This is a genomic window from bacterium, from assembly GCA_024224155.1.
GTDB lineage: Bacteria > Acidobacteriota > Thermoanaerobaculia > Multivoradales > JAHEKO01 > CALZIK01.
Map to the genome: position 1 here is coordinate 19,938 of JAAENP010000458.1, position 24,707 is coordinate 44,644.

A 24,707-nucleotide genomic window follows, 5' to 3' on the forward strand; every position below is an offset into this window, starting at 1 on the left:
CCCGACCGGAGCGACGCTAGCGGTTGCCGTGGACGGCCAGCCACACCGTTGGCCGCTCGGGGTCGGTCCAGGTCACGCGATGCCGGCAGTTGGCCGGCAGGCTCAGCCAGTCACCGGCCGCCAGCTCGACGATCTTCGAGGGCTCGGCGATCTCCAGCCTGGCGCGACCCTCGAGCACCATGACCCACTCGTCCTCGGGCTGGTCGTACCAAAACCCGTCGGCCGAGGCCTGGCCCAGGGAAACGATCCTCTCGACGCGAAAGCCGAGAGACTCGAACAGCGTCTCGATCCGTTCGCTCTCCGTCGCCTCAGGAATCTGTTTGAAGAAGTTGGCACTTGTGGGCAGCTTCACCTCGCTAGGCTATCCCAGCTCGCGGTTGGTGCTTCCAGGAGTGGAAGGCCGTTATTCTCGGCCGGATGACGATGTCGGATCCAAGGAAGATCGCGCTGGTTGTCGCGCTAGTGGCGCTCTATCTGGTGGCGCCGGGTCGGGTGGCGTCGGTGGAGGGGAATCCGTCCGCGGATCTCGTGTCTGTGGAGATCGATGCGCCGCCGGAGTTGCAGGGCTTCGCCGATCGACTCGCGACCTGGGACTCGAGGCGGCTGGCCAGATTCGGCCATCTGCTCGGGCTGCCCGGGCCGAGCAGCGAGCCGCCGATCGCGATTCGAGTGGTCCTGGCGCCGGAAAGCGCGGCGCTCGACCTCGGAGCGCCCCGCTGGGTAGCGGGCTACGCGCGCGCGGATTCTTCGATCGTAGTGCTGTTTCCGTCTCGAGTCCCGGTGTACCCGTACGGGTCCCTTGAAGAGCTGCTCGGGCACGAGGTGGCTCACGTGCTGATCTCGCGCGCAGCTGGAGGCCGTTCCCTGCCACGCTGGTTCCATGAGGGGCTGTCGATGCTGGCGGAGGAGGCTTGGGGTCTCGGGGACCGAAGTCGCGTCGCTCTGGCCGTGCTGCGGCAGGGGCGCCATGATCTGGCCGCTCTCGACCGTCGCTTCGGCGATCCGCGGCAGGTGGCGCGGGCCTACGCGCTTGCGGGAGCGTTCGTGCGCGATCTGGTCAATCGCTACGGCGGCGAGTTCCCGGCTGAGTTGCTGCGTGCCGTGGCTGCAGGCGAGGAGTTCCCGGTCGCCTTCGAAGCGGCGACAGGGAGCAGCCTGGGGGAGGCCGAAGACTCTTTCTGGCGCAGGTTTACCTTCTGGTACCGATGGCTGCCGTTCCTGACCAGCTCGACCGCCCTGTGGATGGCAATTGTCCTTCTGGCGCTTCTCGCCATCCGACGCCGGCGGCGGCGAGATCGCCTGTTGAAGGAACAGTGGGATCTGGAGGAAGCCTGGGAAGCCGAGCGGCTGCGGAGGCTCCGAGAGACGGCGCCTCCGGACGACGAGTCCCTGGGTCCGATTAACTAGGCGGCGGCCCCCAGATCCTCTCTAGCACCCGGTCCCGACCGCAGCCGGTGCGATAGCGCTTGTAGTGCGTCGGGTTCTTCTTGTAGAAGTCCTGATGGTACTCCTCGGCCGGATAGAACTCGCCGGCGGCGGTGAGCTCGGTGACGATCGGGCCCTTCAAGATCCCCGACTCTTCGATCTTGCGCTTCGACTCCTCGGCGAGGCGCTTTTGCTCTTCGTCGAGGTAGAAGATCCCGGTGCGGTACTGAGCTCCCCGGTCACAGAACTGCGCGGCTCGAGTCAGTGGGTCGATGTTGCGCCAGAACACCTCGAGCAGCTCCTGATAGCTGATCGTCTCCGGATCGTAAGCTATCTCGACCGCTTCGGCGTGCCCGGTTCGACCGTACGAGACGTCCTTGTAAGTCGGGTCCTTCTCCGGTCCACCGGTATAGCCGGACGTTGTCGAGACAACCCCGGCGAGCTTGTCGAAAGGTGGCTCCATGCACCAGAAACAGCCGCCGGCGAAGATCGCCCGGGCGAGCGTTCCGTCGTGGGTGACGCCGGTGGCGGTTTCGGTTCGGGCTTCCTGGTCGGCGCTGGCGCCCGAACAGGCTACGACCAGGGTCGCGAGAACGGTGAGGATCAGGAATCCGCCGCGGGCGAGTCGGGTCATGGCGCACCTTCTGCCGAATCGGCCGAGTCGGTCTTACGCGTGTAGGCGAGCTTCTGCATCACCGCCCAGGTCTCACCGCCGTCGATCGAGCTCTCTCGCTCGATCTTGAAGGAGTCTCGTTCCAGATCGTAGAGGCGCATGCGCTCGTAGATCGTCAATCCGAACAACAGGCTCGGCGTTTCGGTCACCAGGTCGTCCAGAACCAAGGCGCCCTCCTCGTTCCAACCGCCAGCCAGGATGTCCATGGCGTTAGTGCTCGAATCGATCAGCGTGACCAGGTAGCGCTCGCGGAACTGGTCGTAGGAGAGCGTTCTCATGACTTGAGTGCCGTTCGGATTGGTCCAGGTCTCTTCGAACAGGCCGCCACGAAAGTGAGCCTCGATGACCGAATCGCCTTCGCGCTCGGTAAACGGTGCGGCTGGATTCTGTCGGGATTCGACCGCGATGGTCCAAGACCCGGCAAGGTTCTGCAGTTTCTCCATCCCGAACGGCGCCGGCATGAGGAAGAGTTCATCGTCTATGTCGACGTTCACCTCGATGGCCTGTGCGTCGATCACCCGATGGCGGGTGTACCACTGGGTCTCTGTGTAGTGGGGGATCATCACTCCCGCCACCTCTTGAAAGCTGTCGAAAAAGGTCCGCTGGGTCATCGGCTGACCAAAGTCGGAGCCGGGAGAGTCGCGGGCCACCTCGAGGTAGCTGGACGGATCCAGATACCAGGTCTCCTTGGATTCGTCGGCGCGCTGGAGCTCGATCGCGATCACCTCCTGGCCTTCGAGATCCTGCTTCCCGAGCAGGGTGGCGGTGTGGCCGGAGGCCTCCAGATCAAAGAACGGCGTGGCGAAATCGAGATCCCTTTCCAAGACCGCGCGGTCGGCGCCGTCGATCTTGCGGGCACCCTTGCCGAAGAAACGGTGGTCCCACCAAGGGGTCTCGCCGTCGAAGCCGATGACGACCGACTGGTCACCCCACACGTGGTCGATGTGGTACCTGCGGTCGCGGGTCTTGTGCACGGTGAACGGATGGACCTTGCTGAACGCCGTGAACTCGCCGGTCAGCTTGAAGGAGTCGATCGCGTTCCAGGCGTCTCGGCCGCCCTTGGCTTCGATGTGTCTGGCCACGATCTCGTTGACATCGCCGGCCGCCTCGTGATGCTCGGCGCCCGCTGGCACGGCCGCAAGCGTCAGGGTGAGCAGCAGCGCGCCGGTCGCGTGGTGTCGTTTCATGACGAACCTCCGTGCCGCAGGTCGTAGGCCACCAATTCGGAGTGTGACCTCAGATAGAGGATGCCGTTGGCGAGCGAGGGCGCGGTCCAGGTCTTGCCGCTCAGGGCCTGCACGCTGCCCTCCTCGGTGTAGGCCTCGGGGGTCGCTTTGATCTGCAGCAGGCGCCCACGATCCGAGAGCACGAAGAGATGCCCGTCGGCCAGGATCAGTGAGCCCTTGCCCAAGCCCCTCTTGGCCCAGGCCAGCTCACCGGTGTCGGCCGATACCGCCTTGAGCGTGGCGTTGTCGAAGCCGTAGATGGTGCCCTCGTGGGCCACCGCACTGGAGAAGTGATTACGCAGATGTGGCGCTTTCCAGACTTCGGCGACGCTGGCGCCGTCGTCGCCCTCACGGACCTCGACCAGCTGCGCCCCGACTCCCTGGGCGCCGGAGGCGTAGATCCGGTTGTCGCTGACCAGCACGGGCATCGCATGAGTTTCGCCCCGGGGCCACTCGTGCTGCCAGATCTCTTTGCCGTCCTCGTCGATGCAGCGAAGCTGGCCGCCGGCGATATAGACGTACCGTCGCTCGCCGTTCATGTCCACCGCCAGAGGCGAGTTGTAGCCGGCGCCGCGGGCCTCTCCGGTGGACCACAAGACCTCACCGGTCGAGGCATCGAGTCCAGAATAGGACTTGCCTTCGGGCCCGCCGCCCTCGACGATGACCTTGCCTTGGTCGACCAGTATGGAAGTGGCGAACCCCCAGTTCGGCATGGAGCCGCCGAAGGTCTCCGTGAGATCCAGTCGCCAGTTGATCGTTCCCTCGGCGGCATCGAGGGCCGCCAGGTCGCCGCGGGAGCCGAGCACGTATACGGTGTCGTCAACCACGGTCGGGGTCGAGCGGGGACCGTTGCCGAACTCGGTGTCGAGCTTGTCGCCAACCAGGGTCTTCCAGATCTCGTTTCCGGTGCCGGCATCGAAGACGACTGCGTACTCGACCGGCTTGCCGTCTTCCTCGCCCGCGTACATGGTGTAGAGACGGTCGTCGACGATCGAAGACGCCGAATAGCCTTCGCCGATTGGAATTCGCCAGAGCTCGGTGGGTCCAGCCTCGGGCCAGTCGTGTAGAAGACCGGTTTCGGCCGAGGTCCCGTCCCGGTTCAAACCTCGAAACTGCGGCCAGTCGTTGGCCGCCGCGGTGGTGGCGAGAGCCACGGCCAGGACCGCGGCAAGGGTGGCTGTGGGCAGTTGGCCCCGGAATGGGGATCTCCGCATCAAGTGTCCTCCTGAGACATCTGAATCATGGTCTGGGTACAGCTACGTTGGGCGCAGGACGAGGTTTCGCCGACAGAAAAAGGGCGGCTCGAGCAAGATGTGCCGAGCCGCCTTCAATCGGTGATGTCTTGCGGCGAAACGGATTCAGCGGCGGGGGCGGGCCTCGTTGACGTTGAGCTTGCGACCGCCCATCTCGGTCTGGTCGAGAGCGGCGATCGCCGCGTCGGCCTGCTCACTGTCTTCCATTTCGACAAAGCCGAAGCCCCGCGGCCGGCCGGTTTCACGGTCGGTGATCAGGTTGATGGACATGACCGGACCGAATTCCTCGAACTTCTCGCGCATCTCGTCCTCGGTAGCGGTGAAGGGCAGGTTTCCAACGTAGATTTTCTTCGACATTCTTGCGGTTCTCCTAACTCGACTTGTGACTGAAACGAAGACTGTGGTGGGTCTCGGGCTAATGTACGAATTCTACCTGAAAACCCGTTCGGCGGTCATTCGCGAGTCCAATGGACTGGCTGGGACGCTGGGACGGTTCTTGCAGCGAGGGGTGAGTTCGAAGGAACCGCGGGCCGGGAGACTCTAACAAAACATGAAGCCGTCGGCGGAACCGGTTCGTACATTCAGCGTATCGAGTGTTAAGGGAGAAACACCTTGCTAGAGCTATTTCGAGATCGCCGGCCGCTTTCGCAGATCGGCGGTCTTCGCGCCTATTTCCGGCAGGTGGCCTGGTCTTTCTGGTGGCGCTACGAGCTGCGCAGGCGCGCCCGATCGGCCAACCAGCCCGAGCCCTTGACTTAGACGCCGCCACGATTCGAGCCCGGGGACTGAACGTCCCCGTCTCTGAACGCGAGCGTCACCTCGAGGCGGCGCCCTCCGAAGGTCCTGAGCAGGGTAGTCTCAGAGTCCCGAGGGGCCTCGGGGCGGCTCATGACGATTCGTCGGACATTCGGCTTGGCGCTATTGTTGGCGTCGATCTGGTTCTTGACGCCGATGTTTCTCCGCCGTTTCACCGATAGCGCTCTTTTCTATCCCGAGCGCGGCCAGTGGCGGACTCCCGCGGCCCTCGGATTGCCCTTCGAGGAGATCTGGCTGGACGCCGAGGGCGATCGCGCTCAGAGCTGGTGGGTCGCCGGAGAGGAACCGGGCGCGGTCGTCGTGATGTTCCACGGCAACGCCGGCACCATTGCCGACCGGCTCGAGAACGTGGCGGAGCTCGTTTCCAGGTTCGGTGTCAGCGTCTTGCAGGTCGAGTACCCCGGCTACGGGGAGTCGGGCGGACATCCGTCGGAGCGGTCGCTCTATGCGGTCGGCGAAGCCGGCCTGCTCGAGGCCAGACGGCGAGCCGGAGCCCGGAAACTGGTGCTGTTCGGCCGTTCGCTGGGTGGAGCCGTTGCCATCGAGGCGGCGATCCGGCATCCGGTCGACGGTTTGATCGCAGAATCCACTTTCACCAGTCTTCGTGACATGGCGTCGTCGAGCGGCATCCCGCTGGCTCGATATCTTGTGGCCTATCGCTTCGACTCGCTGGCGAAGATCGGCCGCGTTCGCGCGTCGGTGCTGCTGCTCCACGGCAGCCGAGACGAGGTCGTTCCCTACGCGATGGCGCCGCGGCTTCTCGAGGCGGCGACGAGCGCTTCCCGAAAGGCGCTGCACACCGTGGCGGGCGGCTCGCACAACGACACCTGGGTCCTTGGCGGAGAGGCGTACTGGGCGGCTTGGGCGGAGTTCTTGAACAGCCTGGCACGTTAGAGGCTACTGCAGGTAGCCCAGGGCCTTGAGCTGTTCGCGCGTTGTCTCGTCCATCTCACGCGCCTCACCGCCGTCGTCTTCGTCGATCTCGACTTCAAAGGCAGGAGCATTCCACCAGTCTCGAAGCTGGCGGCGCAGGCGCTGGAGCTCGCGCGGGAAGCGCTCGGCCACGTTCTCGAGCTCCTCGGGGTCGTTGTCGAGATCGTAGAGAATCCAGGGCACGCCCTCGCCACCGATCCAGCGCTGGTCGCTCGAAACGGTGGCGTTGGTCAGCTTGAATCGCCGGTCGCGCACGACCTTGAGCCACTTCCGATTCTCGCCGTAGCCGGCCTCGGTGAACGCAATCATCGGAGCGGACGGCGCCGGCGCTTCCTGCCACAGGCGCGGCTCGAGCGAGTGTCCCTGCATCCAGGAGCCATCGTCGAGATCCACGCCCGCTGCCTCGAGAAGGGTCGGCGTCAAGTTGATCAACTCCACGGGCTCTCTGTCCACGCCGGGTGGGACGATGCCGGGGAAGTGGATGATGAAGGGAACTCGAACGCAGGTCTGGAACCCGAAGCGTCCGTGGTCGAAGTAGTAGTGGTGCTCGCCGAGCGACTCGCCGTGGTCGGAGGTGAACGCGGTCAGGGTGTTGTCGAGTAGCCCTTTGGCCTCCAGCGTTTCGAGAAGCCGGCCGATGTGATGGTCGGCGTACGCGATCTCGGCGTCGTAGCGGGCGATGTAGAAGCCGAGGTCGTCGCGGTCGTCGAGGACCTGAGACGAGCCGATGCCGGTCATTTGCATCCGCGGGCGATCGCGTCGGATCGCGATCTTGGGCTCATCGGAGTACCACTCGTCATCTTGGAACCGATCGCTCCACTCGCCGGGGGGAGTATAGGGCGCGTGGGGGTCGAGATAGTGAACCCAGAGGAAGTAGGGCTTTTCGCCGTTCAACCCCTCGATGATCGCGTTGGCCAGGGCGTTGACCGTCGCGGCCGCGGTGTTGTCGGCTTCCGGTGTGGGTGGTGGCGTCTTCCAACTTTCCAAGTAGGTGTCGAACCCCTGACCGAAGCCGAACTCGCTGCCCACGGCGCCGTTGGAGACCACGGCGTGAGTCTCGTAGCCCTGGTCCTTGAGAACCTCGGGAAGCATGCGGAAGCCCTGCGGCAGCGGAATGCCGACTTTCCGCACGATGCCATTGTCCTTCGGGTACGTGGCGGTGAAGATGGATGCGAAGGAAGGGCCGGTTTTCGGCCACTGAACGGACGCGTTCTCGAAGAGCACGCCTTCGGCCGCCAGTGCGTCGATGACCGGCGATGTGGCCCGAGGGTAGCCGTAGCTCGAGAGATGGTCGGCGCGCAGCGTGTCGACCGTGATCAAGAGGATATTTGGACGCTCGGGAAAGCGCGATTTCGAGCAGGCCCCCATTGCCAAGACGCTCGAGATGCTGAAGAGGCCGAGCGTGATGCCCGCCACCGGGCTCGACTTCACGAAGAGCCTACGCAGGGAGAAGGACTGCTGATTCATTGTCGGTTGAGTTGCCCGATGCGCCGGGTGTCGGCGCTCTCGAGCGGGTAGGACGCGGCATCATACTACGCCTCCCGCGGGTGGCGCCGGCCGGACGAGCGACCAGCGCTCGTCCGGGGGCTAGTGGGCCGTAACAGAGGAATCGCTACTGCCTGAGCGGCCCTCAGCTCCGGTCTCGGCGTTGCGGCTCCTCGACATAGCTGCGGCTATGCCTGCGTCGCCGCGCCTTGACCCCGAAGCCGATGACTCGCCCATCCAGTAGCGATTCCTCTGTTACGGCCCACTAGTGTGGCTCTATAGGCTTCGGAGACCGGATACGCTTCGACACTTCGGAGTTCGTTCGGTGATCCGGGAGCCTGGCTGGCGCAACTCGTTGGGGGCGGCCTCCAGCGCCGGGCTGGCGCAGTGAGCCACCCTGGCGCGCCGGCTGCGGGGGAGAGGTCTGTGAACCCTTCCGGAAGAGACGCGGCAAGATGCGCGTCAGCAACCATAGTGCGACGACGATGAACCAGATCCAGTCGCTCATTTGGCTCAGTTCGGGCATTCGGCGGTCTCCTCGATTCTCGGCTGGCGGCGCAGCCCGATCTTCAAACTATATCTCGGGGGTTCGGGCCTCGTGGCACGACCACCGAGAGTCGGCCGAGAAGGCCGCTCTAGCGCTCGAGCACCACGATCCTGGTCGACAGACCGCGACCGGTCACCGACACGTCGAGGGCTTCCAGCTCCTTCTGGGTCAGCCGCTCCGGGGTCGAGAACGCGAGCAGATACTGGCTGCGCAACTCCGCGTTGATGACTTCGTAGACGGCTCCGAGCTCGTTCATGTCGGCGATCGAGAAAACGCGCCCGCCGCTGTCTGTGCTGAAACCCTCCAGGAACGCGTCGACCGGGAAGGTCTTCTTGGGCTTCTTCTGCATCCAGGCGCCGGGGAGCCGGTTGGCCAGATCGCTGATCGCGATGACATATACCGGAACCCCAAGGCGGCGGGCTTCTTCAAGAGCTCGCTTGGGGCCGAACTTGCTACCGTAGTCGCGGCCGTCGGTCAGGAGAACCAGAGCTCGCCGGCCCGGCTCGCGTTCGAATTGCGCCAGCGAATAGACGACGGCGTCGTAGAGCGCCGTGTTGCCACCGACGCGCAGACGGCCGAGAGCCGGCACCAGGATCCCGAGGTTACCGCTCAGTCCCTGCGCCAGTCGAGGCTGAGTGTCGAAGTCGACCAGGAAGGCGCGGTCGTCGTCGAGGACGGTTTGCGACAGGAAGCGCGCCGCCGCTCGCTTGGTGTCTTCCATCAAGAAGTCCATGCTCTCCGAGCTGTCGATGATCAAACCCAAGACCAGGGGTACCTCGTCGGCCAGTGCGAAGCGCTCGATCGGGATTTCACGTCGTCCCTGGGTGAGACGGAATCGATCGCGATCCAGATTCTGGACCGGATTGCCCTTGGCGTCGGAGACGACGGCGTACACCTCGACCAGGTTGACCTCGATTCTCTCGCTCACTGCCTGCTCGGAGAAGAGCCTCGCGTCTTCGACGCTGTCACCGCTTTCCAGGTAGGCGACGACGCGCAGGAAATCCGAGGGGTCCTGGCTTTCCGCCAGCAGCACCTCGAACGGCGCCGCAGACAACGTCGCGACGAGCTCCTGGTTCTTGTAGAACTCGACCCGGTTCAACCTCTCGGCCGGTGGCACCGAGACGCTTGCCGTGACCCGTGTCTTGCCGTCGCCGACGCTCTCCAGATCGCCAATTCGAACCGCGAAAGGCTGCTGGTCGAGGTTGACCGTGATCTCGTCTTCACCCAGCTTGAGGTCTTGGAAACCGAACGCCTCGACCCGGACCAGCCGGGCTCGCGGAGTCGGCCCCAGGTCGAGCGTGGCCGAAAACGGCGGGCGCTCGTCCTCGGCAACGCGCTCGCCGTCCAGATAGAAGACGGCGGAGCGAATGCCTCCCATGGTCGCAACGGTGCGAAAGCGGACTCTGCCGACCGCCGGCCGCTGAGTGGGGGCGATCAGCTTGATGATCTCCGGCCCGGCCTCGGGTTCGTCGGCGGTTGCCGGCGGCTCCGCAACTGGCTTGCCGGTCTCGTAGGGGGTGGTTCTGGGCAACCGCACCACGCCTGGCGGTGTCGTCCCCGGCCGGCTCGCCCCGGGAGTAGCGGAGGCCGATGCGCTCAAGACGGCCAGGCCGACCTCGACTTCGTTGAGCTCGTCGGTCAAATCGACCGCCGCTGCGCCCCAGCCGCCGGATGTCAGGTTCTCGACCGCCACCGCCGCGTCCTGAAGATCCTCCGGAACAGAGGCTCGGATGAGATACGCCCAGCCGGAGGTATTGCCAGTGGCGACGGCGTCCGAGCTCCATTCGACCAGGCTGTGAAGAACCAGTGGTTCCCGGTCCACCGCCGGCACCAGCAAAGTGATCGCCCACCGCGTTCCTGCCGCCGGTGCCTCGCCCGTGAACAGGCTGACTGCCAGTTCCGCTTCCGACGCGCCATCGTCGAGAGCCAGTTCCGCGTTCACTTCGAGCTCGCCGCTGGCCAGTTCACCCGATTCGAGCAACCGGTCGGCGCGGAGCAGATTGCGGCTCTGGGCGAGCGTCGCCCCGAGACCCTGCGCCTGGGCGGCGCCCGCTCCCGCGATCGAGAGCAATACGCTCAGAGCCGAGCAATAGCGACGCAAATCGACGTTCGGCTCAGTTGCCGATCTCCCTTACTTCTTCGAGTAGCAGGTACTTGTGGTTGTCGTGCTGAAGTCGCAGGTAACTGCCGTTGGAGCCCTTGACGTGGCCGTCGAGCTCTTCCCGGCCCGCGAAGGCGATCGAGTCGCCTTCGTCGATCCGTTTCAAGGCTCGCAAAACGGTTTGGTCCCTGGGCACGAGGTGCAGCGCCAGGATCGTTCCCTCCGGCTGTTTCTTGGCGGTCCAGTAGAAGTTGCCGCCACCGGAATCGCCGAGCTTGACGACGCCCGGGTCGCTGTATTCGCCGGTGGTCAACACCACGTGATGGGTGAAGAAGGGCGCGGGCTTGTACTTGGCTCGATCGATCAGCCGGACGTCTCCCGAGTGCGTGACCTGCGGCCCCCAGTCGGCTTCATAGCGAACGGCTTTGTACTGGATGGCTCCCGCCTCGGCGGCGATAACGGTGTTGCTGACGACGCGCCGCGCCGAAGGACCGCGCAGATAGACAAACGCCGCTGCGACAACGAGGACCAGGAGTACGCGCCGGGTGGTCATGGACTCAATAGCCGAGCGTCGCGCCCAGCGAGACGGTTTCGAAAGTGTCGGCGATGCGCGAGACCTCCGCAAAGGCCCCGAAAGGTCCCAGAACCTCGAAGCGAACGCCCACTCCCAGGATGTACTCCTCGTCGTCGAGCTTCGCCAGCGAGGTGCCGGCGAAGGCCTCGGTGACGTCGCTTTCCCAGGTAGCGATGCCGAGGCGACCGTAGAGCGAAAAATGCTCGGTCAGCGGCCAGTGGGGGAGTACCGAGATGGCGATGGCCGTGGAGTCGACCTCTGCGGGTGCGACCAGGGCGGTGCACAGGACTTCGGGATCCGAACAGATACTCAACTCCTCGGCGGTGCCGAGGTCGTGGTACGTGCCTTCGATCGCCAGATGCTCGCTGATGTGGAATCCGATCCCAAAGCTCCAGCCTTCGTCGTCGTCGTCGATCAGGCGTTCGAAATCGGCTTGCACGTCGATATCGGTAGATGCGTTGAGGATCGCTCCGGTTACGTAAAGGGGGCCGGAAGCGCTCGCGGCCGCCGGCAGACCGGCTGCCAGGCCGGCCGCCAGGAGGCCTGCCGCCATCGTTGTCTTGAGTTGTCTCATCTCGCGATCTCCTTGTTAACGGAAACGGAGGGTGTGCCGACGTCTGACCCGCTTCCCCGGATTCGTCAGCACGCTACGTGCCATCGAGCCCGATCTTCGCGCTACCCTCCAGCCCTGACCGCCGCCAGGACCAGATCGGCCGATTCCTCCGCGTCGTAGGCGCCTCCCGTCATGTCCCCGTAGCGCGCTGCGATCTCGAATCCGTTCTCGGGCAGGATCCGCTCCAGCTCGGCTCTCTTCCAGGCTCTCAGCCGAACCTCCTTGGCGGCTTCGACCTCGACCGGCCGATCGCTACCTGGTTCGAGGGTAAACGTCGTCGGATAGAACCAGACATAGCGGTCGTCGCCATCGGCTCGGAGCAGCCGCAGGAACACGATCTCGCCCGGCCCCTCGGGATCTTCACGGAAGTTCACGGGTAGGTGCCGGATACCGCGCGAGACGATTCGCTCGTAGTTGAGCAGCTGGATCAGGAGCCGACCGTGTGGCAAGAGCACACTCGCCGTCTGGTGCAGGGTCTCCGCGAGAGCGTCGTCGTCGAGATGTGGGAGGACGTTGCCGAGGCACATGGCGAGCCCGAAGCGTTCGTCCGTGAGACGGCCAACCTCGGTCAGATTGCCCTCGATGAAGGTCGGCCCGTCCTTGAATTCGTTCTCGAACTCGCGAGCCTTGCTGATCTGCGCCTCGTTGCGATCCACGCCCAAAGAGCGTACGCCCTCGGAGGCGAGATGCCGCGCGTGCTCGCCGGTGCCGCTGCCCAGGTCGATGACGCTTCTCTCCGGCGAGCGGCCGATCTCGTTTTCGAGAAACGGCCACTCGCGCCGGATCCGCTCAGGCCAGGCAATCAGGCGGCGATAGTTGAGCCGGCTGTACGGGCTGTCGGCTCGAGAGTGCATCTTCGAGAGCTGGTCGACCCGGCGTGAGAAGCCCAACAGGTTGTTGGCGTTATCGGTCCCCGCGCTTCTTGACCGATGTGCTCGGATGGTGGCCACGGGCGTCCGGATGCCCGGACGCGACGTCGCCACCCGACGTCACCGGCCCGGACCCTTCGCCGACGATCTCCACGTCGCCCGCCTCGACCAGTTTCTTGAACGATTTGCGGTCGGCATCCTGGGTCGCTATCTGGCCCTCTCTGCCCGGCCCCAGGTGCAAGACCCGGCCGCGCGACAGATGAATCTTGAGTGGCCTTCTGGATTTGTTGAGTATGGATTTCATGAGCTCATCATACCGCTGGTGAAGACCGGCCGGTCCCCCACCTGCACCGGACGCGAGCGTTCCGCCGAGTTGACCGGGTCGGGTTTTCAGACTACCGCTGCAGGAACAGGCGCCGGTACCAGGGGACGCCTTGCTCCTTGAGCCGCTTGCGCGCCTCCTTGCGATGCTCCTTGTCCTCCTTGCGCGCCAGCTTGGCCAGGAACGCTTCGCCGTCACGCTGGTGGCAGTCCTTGTACTTCGAGCCGCTGCCGCACGGGCAAGGGTCGTTGCGGCCGATCTTCTTGGTGTGCCGCGGTGCGGGGTTGTTCGAGAACCCCGGCCAGACGACCTTGCTGTGCTGTTTTCTGCCTCGGGTCGACATACCGCCATTTTAGAACATGCCTTCGGCGATTGGCCGGAGAATCCGTACGAGGCGGCTTGGGGCAAGAGCGCTGTGGCAGGTTGGCCAGCGCGTTGACGGCGGCTCGGCAGGCGATTCTCCAGGGGCCGGCTCGGGCTTCCCAGACTGCCAAGTCCGGGCCCTCGCCTGCGCGCCGCTGCGCGCAGACCGACCGCAATCTACGTCTCTCCTCTAGAACCGGAGGTGCTTCACCGTCAGCCCTTCGTTGATGAGCTGAGACAGCGAGTCGATTCCGATGCGCAGGTGGCGATCGACGAAAGACTCGGTCACCTGGCGGTCGCTGGCTTCGGTCTTGACACCCTCCGGGATCATCGGTTGATCCGAGACCAGCAATAGCGCACCGGCAGGTATCTTGTTAGCGAAAGCCACGGTGAAGACGGTCGCGGTCTCCATGTCGATGGCCATCGCCCGGACCTCGCGCAGGTACTTCTTGAAGTTCTTGTCGTGCTCCCAGACCCTGCGATTGGTCGAATAGACCGAGCCGGTCCAGTAGTCGAGATCGTGATCCCGGATCGTGGTCGAGATGGCCTTCTGGAGCGCAAAGGCCGGCAGCGCCGGCACCTCCGAGGGCATGTAGTCGTTCGAAGTGCCCTCGCCGCGAACCGCGGCGATCGGCAGGATCAGGTCGCCGATCTGGTTCTTCTTCTTCAGCCCGCCGCATTTGCCGAGGAACAGGCAAGCCTTGGGATTGACCGCCGACAGAAGATCGAGCACCGTGGCGGCGTTGGCGCTACCCATGCCGAAGTTGACGATCGAAATTCCGTCGGCGGTGGCGTTCGGCATCGGCCGGTCGCCACCGTGGATCTCGGCACCGTAGAGATCTGCGAACTTCTCGACGTAGTTCCCGAAGTTTGTCAGCAGGATGTATTTGCCGAAGTCGTCGACCGCCGTACCCGTGTAGCGGGGCAGCCAGTTTTCTACGATGTCCAACTTGGTCAACATGGCGGCGGACAGTATCGCACGAAGTCCGGTCTGCCGCCGGGGAAGCTAGGCCGTCTCGACGAGCTGGGGCTCGCCCCTCGCCGGCCCGCCGGGAGGCGGATGCGCGGGTAGAAAGGCCCTCGGCAGAAGTCCTCGCTCCCTGAGGAGCTCGGCCGTTCGGCGATGGGTGGCCTCGATCGGGCCGTCGGTGAAGACCCGTGCGAAGAGCTCGCGGTGCTCGGGGTTCGGTGGCTCCCATTCCCGGCGCTGGCGCGCCATGATCTCGACGCGTCCGTCCGAGCGGGTGTCGTGGAGCTGACGGTCCTCGAGACGCCGCTGTTGTTCGTCCGGCGCGCAGGCGGCCTCCAGAAACAACAGCCGGGCGCCCGCCCGCTGGGCCAGCTCGAAGACCGGGAGCCGACCGCCCTGGGTTTTGAAGGCGCCGTCGACGGCGACCGGGAACCCCGCATGAAGCAGGTTCTCGGCCCGGTCGCATACCTCTTCGTAGGTGCGCCGGTTCATCTCGGGTGAATAGAGCCCGGCGTTGTAGGGCACGTAGACGCGCGTGTTCTCTCCGACGCCCGAGATCTGCTTGCGAACGGCATCGGTGGAGAGGACGTGCCATCCGTAGTGCTCTCGCAGGTGTCGCGCGATAAGAGTCTTACCGGTGCCCATGAGCCCGTAGACGACCACCAGGGGTGGCTTCAACCGGCCTTGCGCGTATCGGTAGGCCAGTCCGAAGTGGCGGCGCGCGAGGTTGCGCTGCGCGCGCCGACCCATATCGTCGAGCCCGGGATCCGCCGAGGTGAAGCAATGGACCTTGGCGCGCACGTAGGCTCGGTAGCACTTGTAGAAGTCGATCAGCTCGAGAATCCCGGTGTCGCCGGACGCGGAAACGAAGCCGTCGACGAAGCGGCTGGATAGGTCCGCTCGACCGCGAAAGTCGAGGTCCATGGCCAGGAAGGCCAAGTCGGCGGCGACGTCACCACAGCGGAAGCGCTCGTTGAACTCGATGCAGTCGAAGATGACCGGCGGATTCTCGAAGAAGATATTGCCGAGGTGCAGGTCGCCGTGGCTCTCGCGGATGCGCCCCGCGTTGACGCGTCGGGCGAAGAGCTCCGCGTGCTCCGAGTAGAAACGGTCGGTCCATTCGCGAATGTGCTCGTAGCGCTCGCGCGAGACCAGTTTGCCGACGTGATCCGCCGTCTGGGCGAAGTTCTCGTCGGTGTTGTATCTGACCGCCCGCAGAGCGCCGTAGGCATCGACTCCGGCTCCGGTGCGGGCGTCTCGGTAGAAGGACACCAGAAGCTCGAGCAGAGCATCGATGTGACCCTCGGAGATCTCGCCGCGCTCGATGACCTCGGTCCCCAGCCTCTTGACGTTCAGCTGTCTCATGACCACGAGCCAGTCCACAACCTCGGTGCCGGCGCTCGCCGTCCTGGAGGCGTCTCCCAGCTCCGGTCCGTCGTCGCGAAGGACGATCGGCGCGACTTCGAGGTAAACCTCGGGCGCCAGCCGCCGATTCAGGTCGAGCTCGGCGCGACAGAAGTGCTCTCGTAGCTCGACGGTGGAGAAATCGAGGAAGCCGAAGTTGACCGGCTTCTTGAGCTTGTAAGCGCGCTCACCGGTCAGAAAGACCGACGAGATGTGGGTTTGGAGAAAGTCGACCCTGCTGACACGCGGGCCGTAGAAGGACGGTACCCTCAGGGCGGCGACCAGGTCGGCGTGCTTCATCAAGCGCCTCCTTGCCGAAATCGGCCTTGGGCGATCCTGCGGATCCCCTTCGAGGTTACGGTTCAGGCTGGCTCGGGGGAATACCCCTGCGGGTGGGCTTCAAGAAAGGTCCGATCCGTTGGATCGATCATCAGCCAGACGCGAGCCAGCGACGGCGTGGACGCTTCAGCGAGAGCACCGTCGAGCGCTGCGAAGGAGTCCTCGGGGCGGAGCCTTCCGTGGCGAACCCCGAGGAGCGGGACTCCGATCTCGCGGAAGCGGCGTCGCGCCGCCAGGTCGAGGAGTTCCGAGAGCGCACTCGAGATCCATTCAAGTCGACAGATCGGATCTTGGTCGACGTCGTAGACGACCGTGTGGACCCGCACTGGCGAGCCCTCCTCGACAAAGATCGAGCCGGGAGCCAGAGGCCGGGCTGCGCGCAACTCGTTCATGAGTCGGATCGGGTGTTCCCAGGTGGGACGAAACTCGGGATCCGCTCCGAGTGCCCGCCAGGTGTCATTCTCGACCACCAGCGCGTCGAGCGACGGGATCGCGTGATTCCGAGCGACGATGCTGTAGCGCCAGCGCCGGAGAGGCAAGCCGCCTTCGGTCCCTCCGATGGACATGAAGCGAGAATACGCCAGCCGGACTCGCCCGGTCACGTGGTGTCGGCGCTGACCTGATCTCGAATCGAGTAACCTTCGTGCTGGTCTCGAAAGAAACGATCAAGCCCAGGGAGCTCTGATGATCTCAGCCAGCCTTGCCCGCCTCACCGTCGTGGGTCTGATCCTTGTTACCGGCTCGGTGCATGCTTCCGAGACGCCAGTTCTTAACTACGATGCACAATGGCCCCAGTGGCGAGGCCCCTTGGGAACCGGCGTGGCACCGAACGGCAATCCGCCCGTGACCTGGAGCGAGACCGAGGACGTGCGGTGGAAGGTCAAGATACCGGGTCGCGGGCACGCCAGTCCGATCGTCTGGGGGGATCGGGTGTACTTGCTGACCGCCGTCGAGGTCGAGCCGGAAGCGAAAGAAGAAGAGGTCTTAGAGCCCGAAGCACCCAAGGAAACCCAAGTTCGGATTCCGGGAGGCGGAACGCGTTTCCGCCCGAGTGGGATCCAGACCGAGAATCCAGTGCGATTCGTTGTTCTGGCGCTGGACAGGAGCAGCGGTGCCGTCGTCTGGGAGAGGACCGCCCGCACCGCGGTACCCCACGAGGGAACTCACGCGACGGCAAGCTGGGCCTCGGCATCCGCGGTGACGGACGGGGAGGTGTTGGTCGCGAGCTTTGGTTCGAACGGCATCTACGCTTACGACCTCGACGGCGAACCTCTGTGGCAGCGGGATCTGGGTGATCAGCGCACCCGCAACGCCTTCGGCGAGGGCAGCTCGCCGACGATCCACGGCTCGACAGTGATCGTCAACTGGGACCACGAGGGAGACTCTTTCATCGTCGCTCTCGACCGGGACTCGGGCGAGACGCGGTGGCGCAGTGAGCGGGACGAGCGGACCTCCTGGTCGACACCCGCGGTGGTCGAGGTAGAGGGCCGCGCACAGGTCATCGTCAACGCCACGAACCGAATTCGCGCCTACGATCTCGAGACCGGCGACATCGTCTGGCACGTCGGCGGCATGACGCTCAACGCGATACCAACGCCCACATATTCGAATGGTCTCGTTCACGTCATGAGTGGCTTCAGGGGCAACATGCTCATGGCGATCCGCGTCGCTGGAGCCCGAGGTGATCTCGACGGCACCGAACACGTGGTTTGGTCATACGACCGTGACACCTCCTACACTCCCTCGGGACTCGTCTACGGCAACACCTACTATTTCCTCAAGAGCAACAACAGCATTCTCACGAACTTGAACGCGAGCACCGGTGAGGTTCACTTCGGGCCAGAACGCCTCGAGGGCCTGGAAGGTGACGGCAGGATCTACGCCTCGCCGGTGGGGGCCGCCGACCGCGTCTACATCGTTGCCCAGAGCGGTAAGACCTTGGTTCTCGCCCGTGGCCAGGAGTTCGAGATTCTGGCTGCAAATCAGCTCGACGACGGCTTCGATGCCTCACCTGCCATAGCTGGTAGCGAGTTGTTCCTGCGCGGCCGGGAGTATCTTTATTGCCTCTCGGAAGGGAGCGGAAGGGCAGCTGGGGACATTTCTCGCTTGGACTGGTTGAGCGGCTGCTGGCAGGGCGACGCGGGCGAAGAGTGCTGGCTGGCCCCGCGCGGCGGCACGATGGTGGCGGCCAGCCGCGGTCCGGAACGAGAAGGCAAGCAGCCTTCCTTCGAGTTCCTTCGCATCGTCGAGCGGGACGGCGGGCTCGCGTTTCTGGCGAGCCCCGGAGGGCGCTACCCGCCGACGCCTTTCGAGGCGGTCGAGCTCGGTGACTCCCGCGTCGTCTTCGCCAATCCCGACCACGACTTTCCCCAACGCATCACCTATTGGCTCGATGGAGACGAAACGTTGCGGGCGCGTGTCGAGGCCGAGGAGGACGGCGAGTGGCGGGGCTTCGATGTCGCCTGGACGAGAGCCGGGGCTAGTCCCTGATCACCGGCAACCGGAGTTGGCTCGGGTACTCGGCCGAATGGTGCACCGTGTTGTGTCCTTGGCGCTCGAGGAGACGTAAAGCGTGACCTCGCTTCTATTACGTATTGTGTCCCGGATAGACACTCAGGCGCACGTCGACCGGCAATCCCAACATCACCGTCCGCCGGCCGTTTGGCCAGGTGAGCTCGAGGCGGACGACATCCTCGGCTGGACCCAGGCCGAAGTGGAGACGCTGATCGTCGACCGAGACGTAGGAGCCGCCGATGACGCGGTGGCGAAAGAACGTCTTGCCGCCCGTCTCGACTTTCGCCCGGATCGCGCGCGGCGCATCCACCAGCAGCCAGCCGCCGCCGCCGGTCGACTCGTTACGCAGCAGTGACGGCGGTGCGTCGGTGTTCCAGATCGCCAGATCGACGTCGCCGTCGTGGTCGACATCGCCAGCGGCGGCACCGCGGCTGGACTCTTGGATCGCGAGGCCGGGTCCGGCCCTGGGACTGGCATCGACGAAACCGCCACCGGTGTTTTCGAGCAGCAGATTGGTCTGGCGAAAGCTGGTGTTCGCCGTCGGCGGCGCCCGGTCCGCTTGCGGGTAGATGTGGCCGTTGGCCACGAACAGGTCGAGGTCGCCGTCGTGGTCGAGATCGACCAGCTCCGGTCCCCACGAAAGAGAGCTGTAGGTGGGCTGCGCGACACCCAGATCGACCGAGGTGTCCTCGAACAGGAAGTCGCCCAGGTTGTGGTAGAAGGTCGACTGATCCTGGGCGAAGTTGGTGACCAGCAGATCGGCGTTGCCGTCGTTGTCGAGGTCGCCGGTGGCGAGTCCCATTCCGGCCTGGGCGTTGCCCTTTGCGTCGAGGGCGGCCCCGCTCCAGAGTCCGACCTCCTCGAAGCGGTCGCCGTCGTTTCGGTAGATGTAGTTGGGGTTCGAGTCGTTCGCGGCGTAGATGTCGAGATCGAGATCACCGTCGAGATCCAGCGCGGCGATTGCGAAGGTATAGAACAGGCCGACGTCCTCCAGCCCCACTTTCTCCGTGGCCTCGACGAACCGGCTCGGACCGTTGTCGCCGGTGTTCTCGAAGTACCGGTTTGCCAGCCCCTCGAGGCCGAAGGGGCCGAGCATGACCTGCATCCCTTCCCACTTGAGGTTGGGCACCGCATGAAGGACCTCGTCGAGTGTGCTGTCGACGTAACCGCCGACGAAGAGGTCGGCATCGTCGTCACCGTCGGCGTCGAAGAGAATGGCGGCCGCCGACCAGCCGTCGATGCCCGGTCCGTCGTCGACCCGCTCGAAGCTGCCGTCGCCGCGATTGCGATAGAGGACGTCGACGCCGAAGTTGCTGACGAAGAGATCGGCCCAGCCGTCGCCGTCGATGTCTCCGACCGCGATCCCCGTGCTCCAGCCATCGTCTCCAACCCCGGCTCGCACGGTCACGTCCTCGAAAGTTCCATCGCCGCGATTGCGGTAAAGGAAGTTCCTGCCACGCTCGGCGACCTCGGCGGGCTCGGCCCCAGCCAGGCGCCAACCGTTGCCGATGTAGAGATCGAGGTCGCCGTCGCCGTCGTAGTCGAAGAACGCGAGCCCGCCGCCGCCCGATTCGAGCAAGTGGGGCTTCTCGATACCGCCGCACCAGGTCGGTAGCTCGAGACCGGCCTCGGCGCTCGCGTCGGCGAAGCGCAGGCGCGGAGTCGTCTCAGTTTCTTGAGCCGGGGCGACCCCGGGCCATCCGGCGGTCACGACCAACGCCGCGACCGCCGTTATCGGAAGGAACAGAGACCGGGCGATCACATCTTGGCCAGGAGCTTCTCCACGATCGCGTCGAAGTCGTTCCAGGCCGCCTGGCGCTCCTCGTCGGTGCCCGCCTGCCGCATCGCGGCCGAGACTGCGAGTATCTTCTTCTTCGCCTTCCGGGTGACCACTACGAACCCGGTTTCGTACTCGCCGTCCTCGCCGTCGTCGGCATTGTGGTGATGGCCGCCCTCGACCAGCTTCTTGCGAATGCCGGCGATCGCGTTATCGCCTTCGGTGGCGAACAGCGCCATCTCGGCCGCGGCCCGCTCGAACTCGCCGCGGGCCATCGAGCGCTTGGCGCCGCGATAGTGGTCATCCAGGACCACGCGGACGAAACCGTCCTCAGCCGCCCTCAAAGCGAGAATCGAGTCGGCCAGCGCGTCGTAGGCTTCGGCCATACTGGTCGGGCTCTTCTGCGCCGCCAGGGGCAGCGCGAACAGCGTCAGGCACATCACAATCAGCAACTTCTTCGGCATATGGATCTCCTTCCCGAGGTCAAGTCAGACCCACAACCTAAAGCAAGGGGGGCGAGTTGGCTCCACCCGAAAAGGTGGCTTTCGGATGCCCTTAGACAAACAGCTGGACGTCGGCGTCGCCGGCGAAGTCGAGAAAGACCGCCGCCCCGGCGATGTCGCAGCCATCGATCAGATCTTCCTCGGCCACGCCCATGACGCCCATTGTGGTTGAGCAGGCGAGGAACTTGCCCCCCAGCTCGCGGGCCATTCTTGCCGTTGCCGTCGCTCATGGGGTTCTCTCTGGAGCCGCGGCCTTCCTGAGCCAAAAAGTCTGCTTGCCTTCTCCTTCGAGGGTGCGCAGAAGCTTGTGGCCACTTTGGTTGGCGAGCGCGGGGATGTCGGCGAGCGACCCCGGGTCGGTGCAGATGAGCTCGAGCACCTCGCCCGGCGAGAGCTTCTTGAGAGCCACCGATGCCTTATAGACCGGAAGCGGGCAGAGCAGGCCCGAGGTGTCCAGGGTCTCGGAGGCGACGATTTCGGATTCGGTTTCGGCCTTGATTGTCAGTTCCATCGGGAGTTTCCTTTCAGTGTCTACTGCTTTCTAGAGTTGGGGAGTGCCTTCGTCGCCCAGCAGCTCGCCGAAGTAGCTCAGGTACTTGAGGCCGCTGTCGGGAGAGACCCCGACGGTCAAGCCGTCGATCTCGCCCTCGAGCCGGGTGGCGGCTTCGACGACCGCACCGGTCGAAGGCCCGACGATCAGACCTTCCTCCCGGAACAGGCGCTTGGTCATCTCGTAGGCCGGTTCGTCGTCGATCGGGATGACCCGGTCGATCACGTCCCAGTCCAGGATCTCGGGCTGCTTGGCCTCTTTGAAGTTCTTGAGTCCCGGCAGGCGGTGCCCCTTCTGGGGCTCTACCGCGATGATCCGGATCTCGGGATTCTGTTCTTTCAGGAACCTGCCGACCCCAGTCAAGGTGCCGCAGGTCCCGAAGCCGGCGACGAAAGCTCGCACGCGGCCTTCGGTCTGATGCCAGATCTCGGGGCCGGTAGTTTCGTAGTGGGCCCGGACGTTGTCCGGGTTCTCGTACTGGTTGGGCATTACGTAACGCTCGCCGCCGGCACTCTCGGCCAGCGAGCGCGCCAGGGCGATCGCGCCGTCCTTGGGGTGATCGACCGGGCACAGATCATCCGGCGTCGGCCAGACCTCGGCGCCGAGCATCCTCAGCAGCGTCTTTTTCTCTTCCGGCACGCCATCCGGAATCGTGATCGTGAGCTTGCGGTCGTCGAGCGCGGCCAGCGCCGCGAGCGCGATCCCGGTGTTGCCCGAGGACGGTTCGACCAGTTCCTTGCCGTCGAGCCGGCCGGCTTCCTCGAGTCCGCGCAGGAGAAACGCCGCCGTCCGGTCCTTGATCGAGCCGAACGGGTTGAGCCACTCGAGCTTGAGGTAGAGCGGCGCGCTGTCTTCGGGCAGGACCCGCCGGATTCGCACCAGGGGCGTCGGGTTCTCGACACTGGGCAGCAGCTGCCGAATGTCCTCGTAGCGCCGCCGGGTGTCGTCCTGGCTCAGCTCTTCGGCTTGCCCCTCGGCCTGCCAATCTTCGATTCTTGCGATTTCTGGTTCCATGTCGGTCGATTCCTCTCAGAAAAAGAAAAAGACCCGCGCCGGGTGTGCCGGTGCGGGTCTTTTTGAGATCTAGCGGTCTGTACTGCCTAACGGCTAATAACGGACCTCCCCACCGGCACGGCTCAGAGCCATACAAGCGCAACAACAACAGCAGGTGTTCTGGGAGGGCGTCATCGGGGGTCTGAATCTAAGATACGCGGCTCGGTCCGTCAAGGTTCTCAAGGTCGGTCGAGCCGCTTGGTGTAGGTAACGGTTGGGCTGGCTGACTAATTCCCGGCGGATTGAAGCCCAAGGCCGCGGCGTTCCGGGCTTTCAGAACCGGTGCAGCAAGGAATTCCGGATCCGGTAGGAAAAAACAGCCGGTCTTGAGTTGTCGCGGCACAGTGATCGTGTTGCTTGATACGAGTCCGTCGTTCGCCTTACCAGTCTCTCTGCCAGGAGGTTAGCTTGTGCTGAGCTGCTGTATCCGCGCCGGCTCTGGGACTCACCGGCACCGGTTCGTTTGGCTGGCAGATCGCTTGCAGAGAGCGATGCCCGATCGAGTTCTCTGGTTCCCGAAGCTACCTCACAAGAGGATCGTCGACGGGCCCGTGCGGCCGAGGACGTTTCCGTGAAAGGCCCGGTGAGTGCTCTTGTGCGGTCTCCGTGGGACTTACAGTTTGTTGGGCAAGAGTGAAATCCTTCACAGTCGTGAGAGTTGAGCCGCCCCTACGCTCCTCCGCAACCCGTATGCATAGGAGCGTCTGGTGGGCCTGCATAGTTATTGGCGTATGCGCGGCGATGCTGTGCCTCGGTGGATCTCAGGTGATCGTTGCGGCCCAGGCAGCAACCGTGAGCCCACACGGTTCGCTCGACACCGAGTGCAGCGAGTGTCACACCGTCGGTGGGTGGAATCAGTTGCGCGAGCCGGTTCTCTTCGATCACGCAACGACCGGTTTCCCGCTGCGTTTTGGTCACGCGAAGGCGTCGTGCGTGAGTTGCCACGAGAATCTCGAATTCAGTTTCGTAGCGACAGCCTGTGCGGACTGTCACGAAGATCCGCACGCCGGGGATCTTGGTTCGAATTGTGAGTCGTGTCATTCGGCGGACAGATGGAACAACCGACGACGGATCTTCGATCTTCATAGCGCCACGCTGTTTCCGTTGACCGGGGCCCATGCGATTCCCGACTGTGCCTCGTGCCATCGGGAGGAACCGCCGTTCGAGTTCGCCGCAACGCCGACGAATTGTTTCGCTTGCCATGCGTCCGACTACCAGAACGCGGCTCGTCCCGATCATGTTCAGCAGCGCTTTCCGACCCGTTGCGAGGAGTGCCATGCGCCTACTCGATGGCAGGAGTCTTCGTTCCTAGGTGGGGCTGATTTCGACCACGCACTCTTCTTCCCGCTGGTAGATGCTCATGAGCGTGTTGAATGTGCTTCGTGCCACGTGGGAAAGAGCTTTGCTGGAACTCCCCGCGACTGCTTCTCCTGTCATCGGCAGGCCTTCGAGCAAGCCACCAATCCGAATCACCGGTCGGCGGGATTCCCGCAAGCCTGCGAGCAGTGCCACGGGATGATGGCATGGGACCCCGCGGACTTCGACCACCATGAGTTTTTTGAGCTGAAGGGAGCCCACAAAGAGACCACCTGCGACTCCTGCCACACGGGTGGCCCGTATGCCGGAACGTCGACCGACTGCTACTCGTGCCATCGGGCGGACTTCGAGGAAACTAAGGATCCCGATCATCAGAACGCGGGGTTCGCCCCGACTTGCGCGAGTTGCCACGACGAGTCGACCTGGCTCGGGGCGTCGTTTGAGCACGACAGTTTTTTTCGACTCAGCGGAGCCCACAGGAAAGCCGCATGTGGCGGCTGCCACCAGAACGGCGTTTTCGCGGGCACACCAAGGGATTGTTTTTCGTGTCACCAGGCCGACTACGATCAAACCACCAACCCGAACCATGCCGCGGTGGGCTTTTCAACCACCTGCCAGAGTTGCCATACACAGAAGAACTGGGAGGGGGCCGAGTTCGACCACGATCTGGTTTTCAAGCTGACCGGAGCTCACAGGTCAGCGGCGTGCGAGTCGTGTCATCAGGGCGGTGTCTACACGGGAACTCCGCGCGACTGCTTCTCGTGCCACCAGTCGGACTACGACGGAACGACGGACCCGAACCATATGGCAGCCGGGTTTCCGACGAGCTGCAAGACCTGCCACGGGACCGACCGCTGGAAGGGCGCCGCGTTCGACCACGATCAGCTCTTCCGGCTGACGGGCGCTCACCGCAAGGCGGACTGCGACTCTTGCCACCAGAGTGGCGTGTACAAGGGGACACCGCGGGATTGCGTCTCGTGCCACCAATCGGAGTACGACGGGACAGCGGATCCGAACCACGTGGCGGCCGGCTTCCCGACGAGCTGCGAAACCTGCCACGAGACGGACCGCTGGGAGGGG

General features: G+C 64.4%; 25 protein-coding genes. 5 read left to right on the forward strand and 20 right to left on the reverse strand.

Annotated elements, in window-relative coordinates:
• Positions 1–16: 16 nt before the first annotated feature.
• Positions 17–346, reverse strand: a complete 330-nt coding sequence (locus GY769_22185; protein ID MCP4204627.1) for a cupin domain-containing protein — start codon at positions 344–346, stop codon at positions 17–19.
• Positions 347–423: 77 nt separating this feature from the next.
• Here GY769_22185 and GY769_22190 point away from each other — a divergent pair, with 77 nt between their 5' ends.
• Positions 424–1,407 (forward strand): hypothetical protein, encoded by a 984-nt coding sequence (locus GY769_22190; protein ID MCP4204628.1) that lies wholly within the window; start codon positions 424–426, stop codon positions 1,405–1,407.
• Here GY769_22190 and msrA read toward each other — a convergent pair.
• From msrA to GY769_22210, 4 genes are all read right to left on the reverse strand, one after another.
• Positions 1,400–2,059 (reverse strand): peptide-methionine (S)-S-oxide reductase MsrA, encoded by a 660-nt coding sequence (gene msrA, locus GY769_22195; protein ID MCP4204629.1) that lies wholly within the window; start codon positions 2,057–2,059, stop codon positions 1,400–1,402. The two genes, GY769_22190 and msrA, sit on opposite strands and share 8 nt — an antisense overlap.
• Positions 2,056–3,285 carry a DUF1579 domain-containing protein gene (locus GY769_22200; GenBank protein MCP4204630.1) on the reverse strand — a complete coding sequence of 410 codons (1,230 nt, stop codon included), beginning with the start codon at positions 3,283–3,285 and terminating at the stop codon, positions 2,056–2,058. Before GY769_22200 ends, msrA begins: the two co-directional genes overlap by 4 nt.
• A complete protein-coding gene (locus GY769_22205; protein ID MCP4204631.1) occupies positions 3,282–4,538 on the reverse strand; it encodes a PQQ-binding-like beta-propeller repeat protein in 1,257 nt (418 codons plus the stop codon). Before GY769_22205 ends, GY769_22200 begins: the two co-directional genes overlap by 4 nt.
• 144 nt (positions 4,539–4,682) lie before the next feature.
• The gene (locus tag GY769_22210; GenBank protein ID MCP4204632.1) at positions 4,683–4,934 is read right to left on the reverse strand and encodes an RNA-binding protein; all 252 of its coding nucleotides are present in this window, start codon (positions 4,932–4,934) and stop codon (positions 4,683–4,685) included.
• A gap of 255 nt (positions 4,935–5,189) precedes the next feature.
• Here GY769_22210 and GY769_22215 point away from each other — a divergent pair, with 255 nt between their 5' ends.
• Together GY769_22215 and GY769_22220 are read left to right on the forward strand one after the other, a co-directional pair.
• The gene (locus GY769_22215; GenBank protein ID MCP4204633.1) at positions 5,190–5,336 is read left to right on the forward strand and encodes a hypothetical protein; all 147 of its coding nucleotides are present in this window, start codon (positions 5,190–5,192) and stop codon (positions 5,334–5,336) included.
• A gap of 129 nt (positions 5,337–5,465) precedes the next feature.
• Positions 5,466–6,287, forward strand: coding sequence for an alpha/beta hydrolase (locus GY769_22220; protein ID MCP4204634.1), 822 nt, complete (start codon positions 5,466–5,468; stop codon positions 6,285–6,287).
• A gap of 3 nt (positions 6,288–6,290) precedes the next feature.
• On the opposite strand, the gene GY769_22225 is transcribed toward GY769_22220, so the two are convergent.
• The 10 genes from GY769_22225 to GY769_22270 form a co-directional block, all read right to left on the reverse strand.
• Complete coding sequence (locus GY769_22225; GenBank protein MCP4204635.1) at positions 6,291–7,757, reverse strand: sulfatase-like hydrolase/transferase; 1,467 nt, start codon at positions 7,755–7,757, stop codon at positions 6,291–6,293.
• A 689-nt stretch (positions 7,758–8,446) separates the two neighbouring features.
• Positions 8,447–10,429: a VWA domain-containing protein gene (locus tag GY769_22230; protein MCP4204636.1), complete on the reverse strand. Its 1,983-nt coding sequence runs from the start codon at positions 10,427–10,429 to the stop codon at positions 8,447–8,449.
• 43 nt (positions 10,430–10,472) lie between these two features.
• On the reverse strand, positions 10,473–11,012 hold the full coding sequence (locus GY769_22235) for a hypothetical protein (GenBank protein ID MCP4204637.1): 540 nt from the start codon (positions 11,010–11,012) through the stop codon (positions 10,473–10,475).
• Positions 11,013–11,016: 4 nt separating this feature from the next.
• Positions 11,017–11,607, reverse strand: a complete 591-nt coding sequence (locus GY769_22240; GenBank protein ID MCP4204638.1) for a porin family protein — start codon at positions 11,605–11,607, stop codon at positions 11,017–11,019.
• A gap of 101 nt (positions 11,608–11,708) precedes the next feature.
• The gene (locus GY769_22245) at positions 11,709–12,500 is read right to left on the reverse strand and encodes a methyltransferase domain-containing protein (GenBank protein ID MCP4204639.1); all 792 of its coding nucleotides are present in this window, start codon (positions 12,498–12,500) and stop codon (positions 11,709–11,711) included.
• Positions 12,501–12,549: 49 nt separating this feature from the next.
• Positions 12,550–12,819 carry a hypothetical protein gene (locus GY769_22250; protein MCP4204640.1) on the reverse strand — a complete coding sequence of 90 codons (270 nt, stop codon included), beginning with the start codon at positions 12,817–12,819 and terminating at the stop codon, positions 12,550–12,552.
• Between the two features lie 91 nt (positions 12,820–12,910).
• Positions 12,911–13,180 (reverse strand): hypothetical protein, encoded by a 270-nt coding sequence (locus GY769_22255; protein ID MCP4204641.1) that lies wholly within the window; start codon positions 13,178–13,180, stop codon positions 12,911–12,913.
• Positions 13,181–13,390: 210 nt separating this feature from the next.
• Complete coding sequence (locus GY769_22260) at positions 13,391–14,161, reverse strand: AMP nucleosidase (GenBank protein MCP4204642.1); 771 nt, start codon at positions 14,159–14,161, stop codon at positions 13,391–13,393.
• A gap of 45 nt (positions 14,162–14,206) precedes the next feature.
• Positions 14,207–15,874, reverse strand: coding sequence for an AAA family ATPase (locus GY769_22265; protein ID MCP4204643.1), 1,668 nt, complete (start codon positions 15,872–15,874; stop codon positions 14,207–14,209).
• A 62-nt stretch (positions 15,875–15,936) separates the two neighbouring features.
• Entirely contained in the window at positions 15,937–16,479 is a 543-nt protein-coding gene (locus tag GY769_22270) for a hypothetical protein (protein ID MCP4204644.1), read from the reverse strand.
• 118 nt (positions 16,480–16,597) lie between these two features.
• Here GY769_22270 and GY769_22275 point away from each other — a divergent pair, with 118 nt between their 5' ends.
• Positions 16,598–18,403, forward strand: coding sequence for a PQQ-like beta-propeller repeat protein (locus GY769_22275; GenBank protein ID MCP4204645.1), 1,806 nt, complete (start codon positions 16,598–16,600; stop codon positions 18,401–18,403).
• A 97-nt stretch (positions 18,404–18,500) separates the two neighbouring features.
• On the opposite strand, the gene GY769_22280 is transcribed toward GY769_22275, so the two are convergent.
• The 5 genes from GY769_22280 to GY769_22300 form a co-directional block, all read right to left on the reverse strand.
• Positions 18,501–20,138, reverse strand: a complete 1,638-nt coding sequence (locus GY769_22280) for a CRTAC1 family protein (protein ID MCP4204646.1) — start codon at positions 20,136–20,138, stop codon at positions 18,501–18,503.
• A 47-nt stretch (positions 20,139–20,185) separates the two neighbouring features.
• Positions 20,186–20,668 (reverse strand): hypothetical protein, encoded by a 483-nt coding sequence (locus GY769_22285; GenBank protein MCP4204647.1) that lies wholly within the window; start codon positions 20,666–20,668, stop codon positions 20,186–20,188.
• Between the two features lie 91 nt (positions 20,669–20,759).
• The gene (locus GY769_22290; GenBank protein ID MCP4204648.1) at positions 20,760–20,915 is read right to left on the reverse strand and encodes a hypothetical protein; all 156 of its coding nucleotides are present in this window, start codon (positions 20,913–20,915) and stop codon (positions 20,760–20,762) included.
• Positions 20,916–20,933: 18 nt separating this feature from the next.
• Positions 20,934–21,218 carry a sulfurtransferase TusA family protein gene (locus GY769_22295; protein MCP4204649.1) on the reverse strand — a complete coding sequence of 95 codons (285 nt, stop codon included), beginning with the start codon at positions 21,216–21,218 and terminating at the stop codon, positions 20,934–20,936.
• A 30-nt stretch (positions 21,219–21,248) separates the two neighbouring features.
• Positions 21,249–22,271: a cysteine synthase family protein gene (locus GY769_22300; GenBank protein ID MCP4204650.1), complete on the reverse strand. Its 1,023-nt coding sequence runs from the start codon at positions 22,269–22,271 to the stop codon at positions 21,249–21,251.
• Positions 22,272–23,825: 1,554 nt separating this feature from the next.
• Here GY769_22300 and GY769_22305 point away from each other — a divergent pair.
• Positions 23,826–24,707: hypothetical protein (locus tag GY769_22305; GenBank protein MCP4204651.1), on the forward strand; the 882-nt coding region annotated here is incomplete at its 3' end.

Coding starts and splice junctions, on each gene's coding strand:
- GY769_22190 (MCP4204628.1), top strand. CDS start 424: ATGTCGGATCCAAGGAAGATCGCGCTGGTTGTCGCGCTAGTGGCGCTC.
- msrA (MCP4204629.1), bottom strand. CDS start 2,059: ATGACCCGACTCGCCCGCGGCGGATTCCTGATCCTCACCGTTCTCGCG.
- GY769_22200 (MCP4204630.1), bottom strand. CDS start 3,285: ATGAAACGACACCACGCGACCGGCGCGCTGCTGCTCACCCTGACGCTT.
- GY769_22205 (MCP4204631.1), bottom strand. CDS start 4,538: ATGCGGAGATCCCCATTCCGGGGCCAACTGCCCACAGCCACCCTTGCC.
- GY769_22210 (MCP4204632.1), bottom strand. CDS start 4,934: ATGTCGAAGAAAATCTACGTTGGAAACCTGCCCTTCACCGCTACCGAG.
- GY769_22220 (MCP4204634.1), top strand. CDS start 5,466: ATGACGATTCGTCGGACATTCGGCTTGGCGCTATTGTTGGCGTCGATC.
- GY769_22235 (MCP4204637.1), bottom strand. CDS start 11,012: ATGACCACCCGGCGCGTACTCCTGGTCCTCGTTGTCGCAGCGGCGTTT.
- GY769_22240 (MCP4204638.1), bottom strand. CDS start 11,607: ATGAGACAACTCAAGACAACGATGGCGGCAGGCCTCCTGGCGGCCGGC.
- GY769_22245 (MCP4204639.1), bottom strand. CDS start 12,500: ATGCACTCTCGAGCCGACAGCCCGTACAGCCGGCTCAACTATCGCCGC.
- GY769_22250 (MCP4204640.1), bottom strand. CDS start 12,819: ATGAAATCCATACTCAACAAATCCAGAAGGCCACTCAAGATTCATCTG.
- GY769_22255 (MCP4204641.1), bottom strand. CDS start 13,180: ATGTCGACCCGAGGCAGAAAACAGCACAGCAAGGTCGTCTGGCCGGGG.
- GY769_22260 (MCP4204642.1), bottom strand. CDS start 14,161: ATGTTGACCAAGTTGGACATCGTAGAAAACTGGCTGCCCCGCTACACG.
- GY769_22265 (MCP4204643.1), bottom strand. CDS start 15,874: ATGAAGCACGCCGACCTGGTCGCCGCCCTGAGGGTACCGTCCTTCTAC.
- GY769_22270 (MCP4204644.1), bottom strand. CDS start 16,479: ATGTCCATCGGAGGGACCGAAGGCGGCTTGCCTCTCCGGCGCTGGCGC.
- GY769_22275 (MCP4204645.1), top strand. CDS start 16,598: ATGATCTCAGCCAGCCTTGCCCGCCTCACCGTCGTGGGTCTGATCCTT.
- GY769_22285 (MCP4204647.1), bottom strand. CDS start 20,668: ATGCCGAAGAAGTTGCTGATTGTGATGTGCCTGACGCTGTTCGCGCTG.
- GY769_22290 (MCP4204648.1), bottom strand. CDS start 20,915: ATGGCCCGCGAGCTGGGGGGCAAGTTCCTCGCCTGCTCAACCACAATG.
- GY769_22295 (MCP4204649.1), bottom strand. CDS start 21,218: ATGGAACTGACAATCAAGGCCGAAACCGAATCCGAAATCGTCGCCTCC.
- GY769_22300 (MCP4204650.1), bottom strand. CDS start 22,271: ATGGAACCAGAAATCGCAAGAATCGAAGATTGGCAGGCCGAGGGGCAA.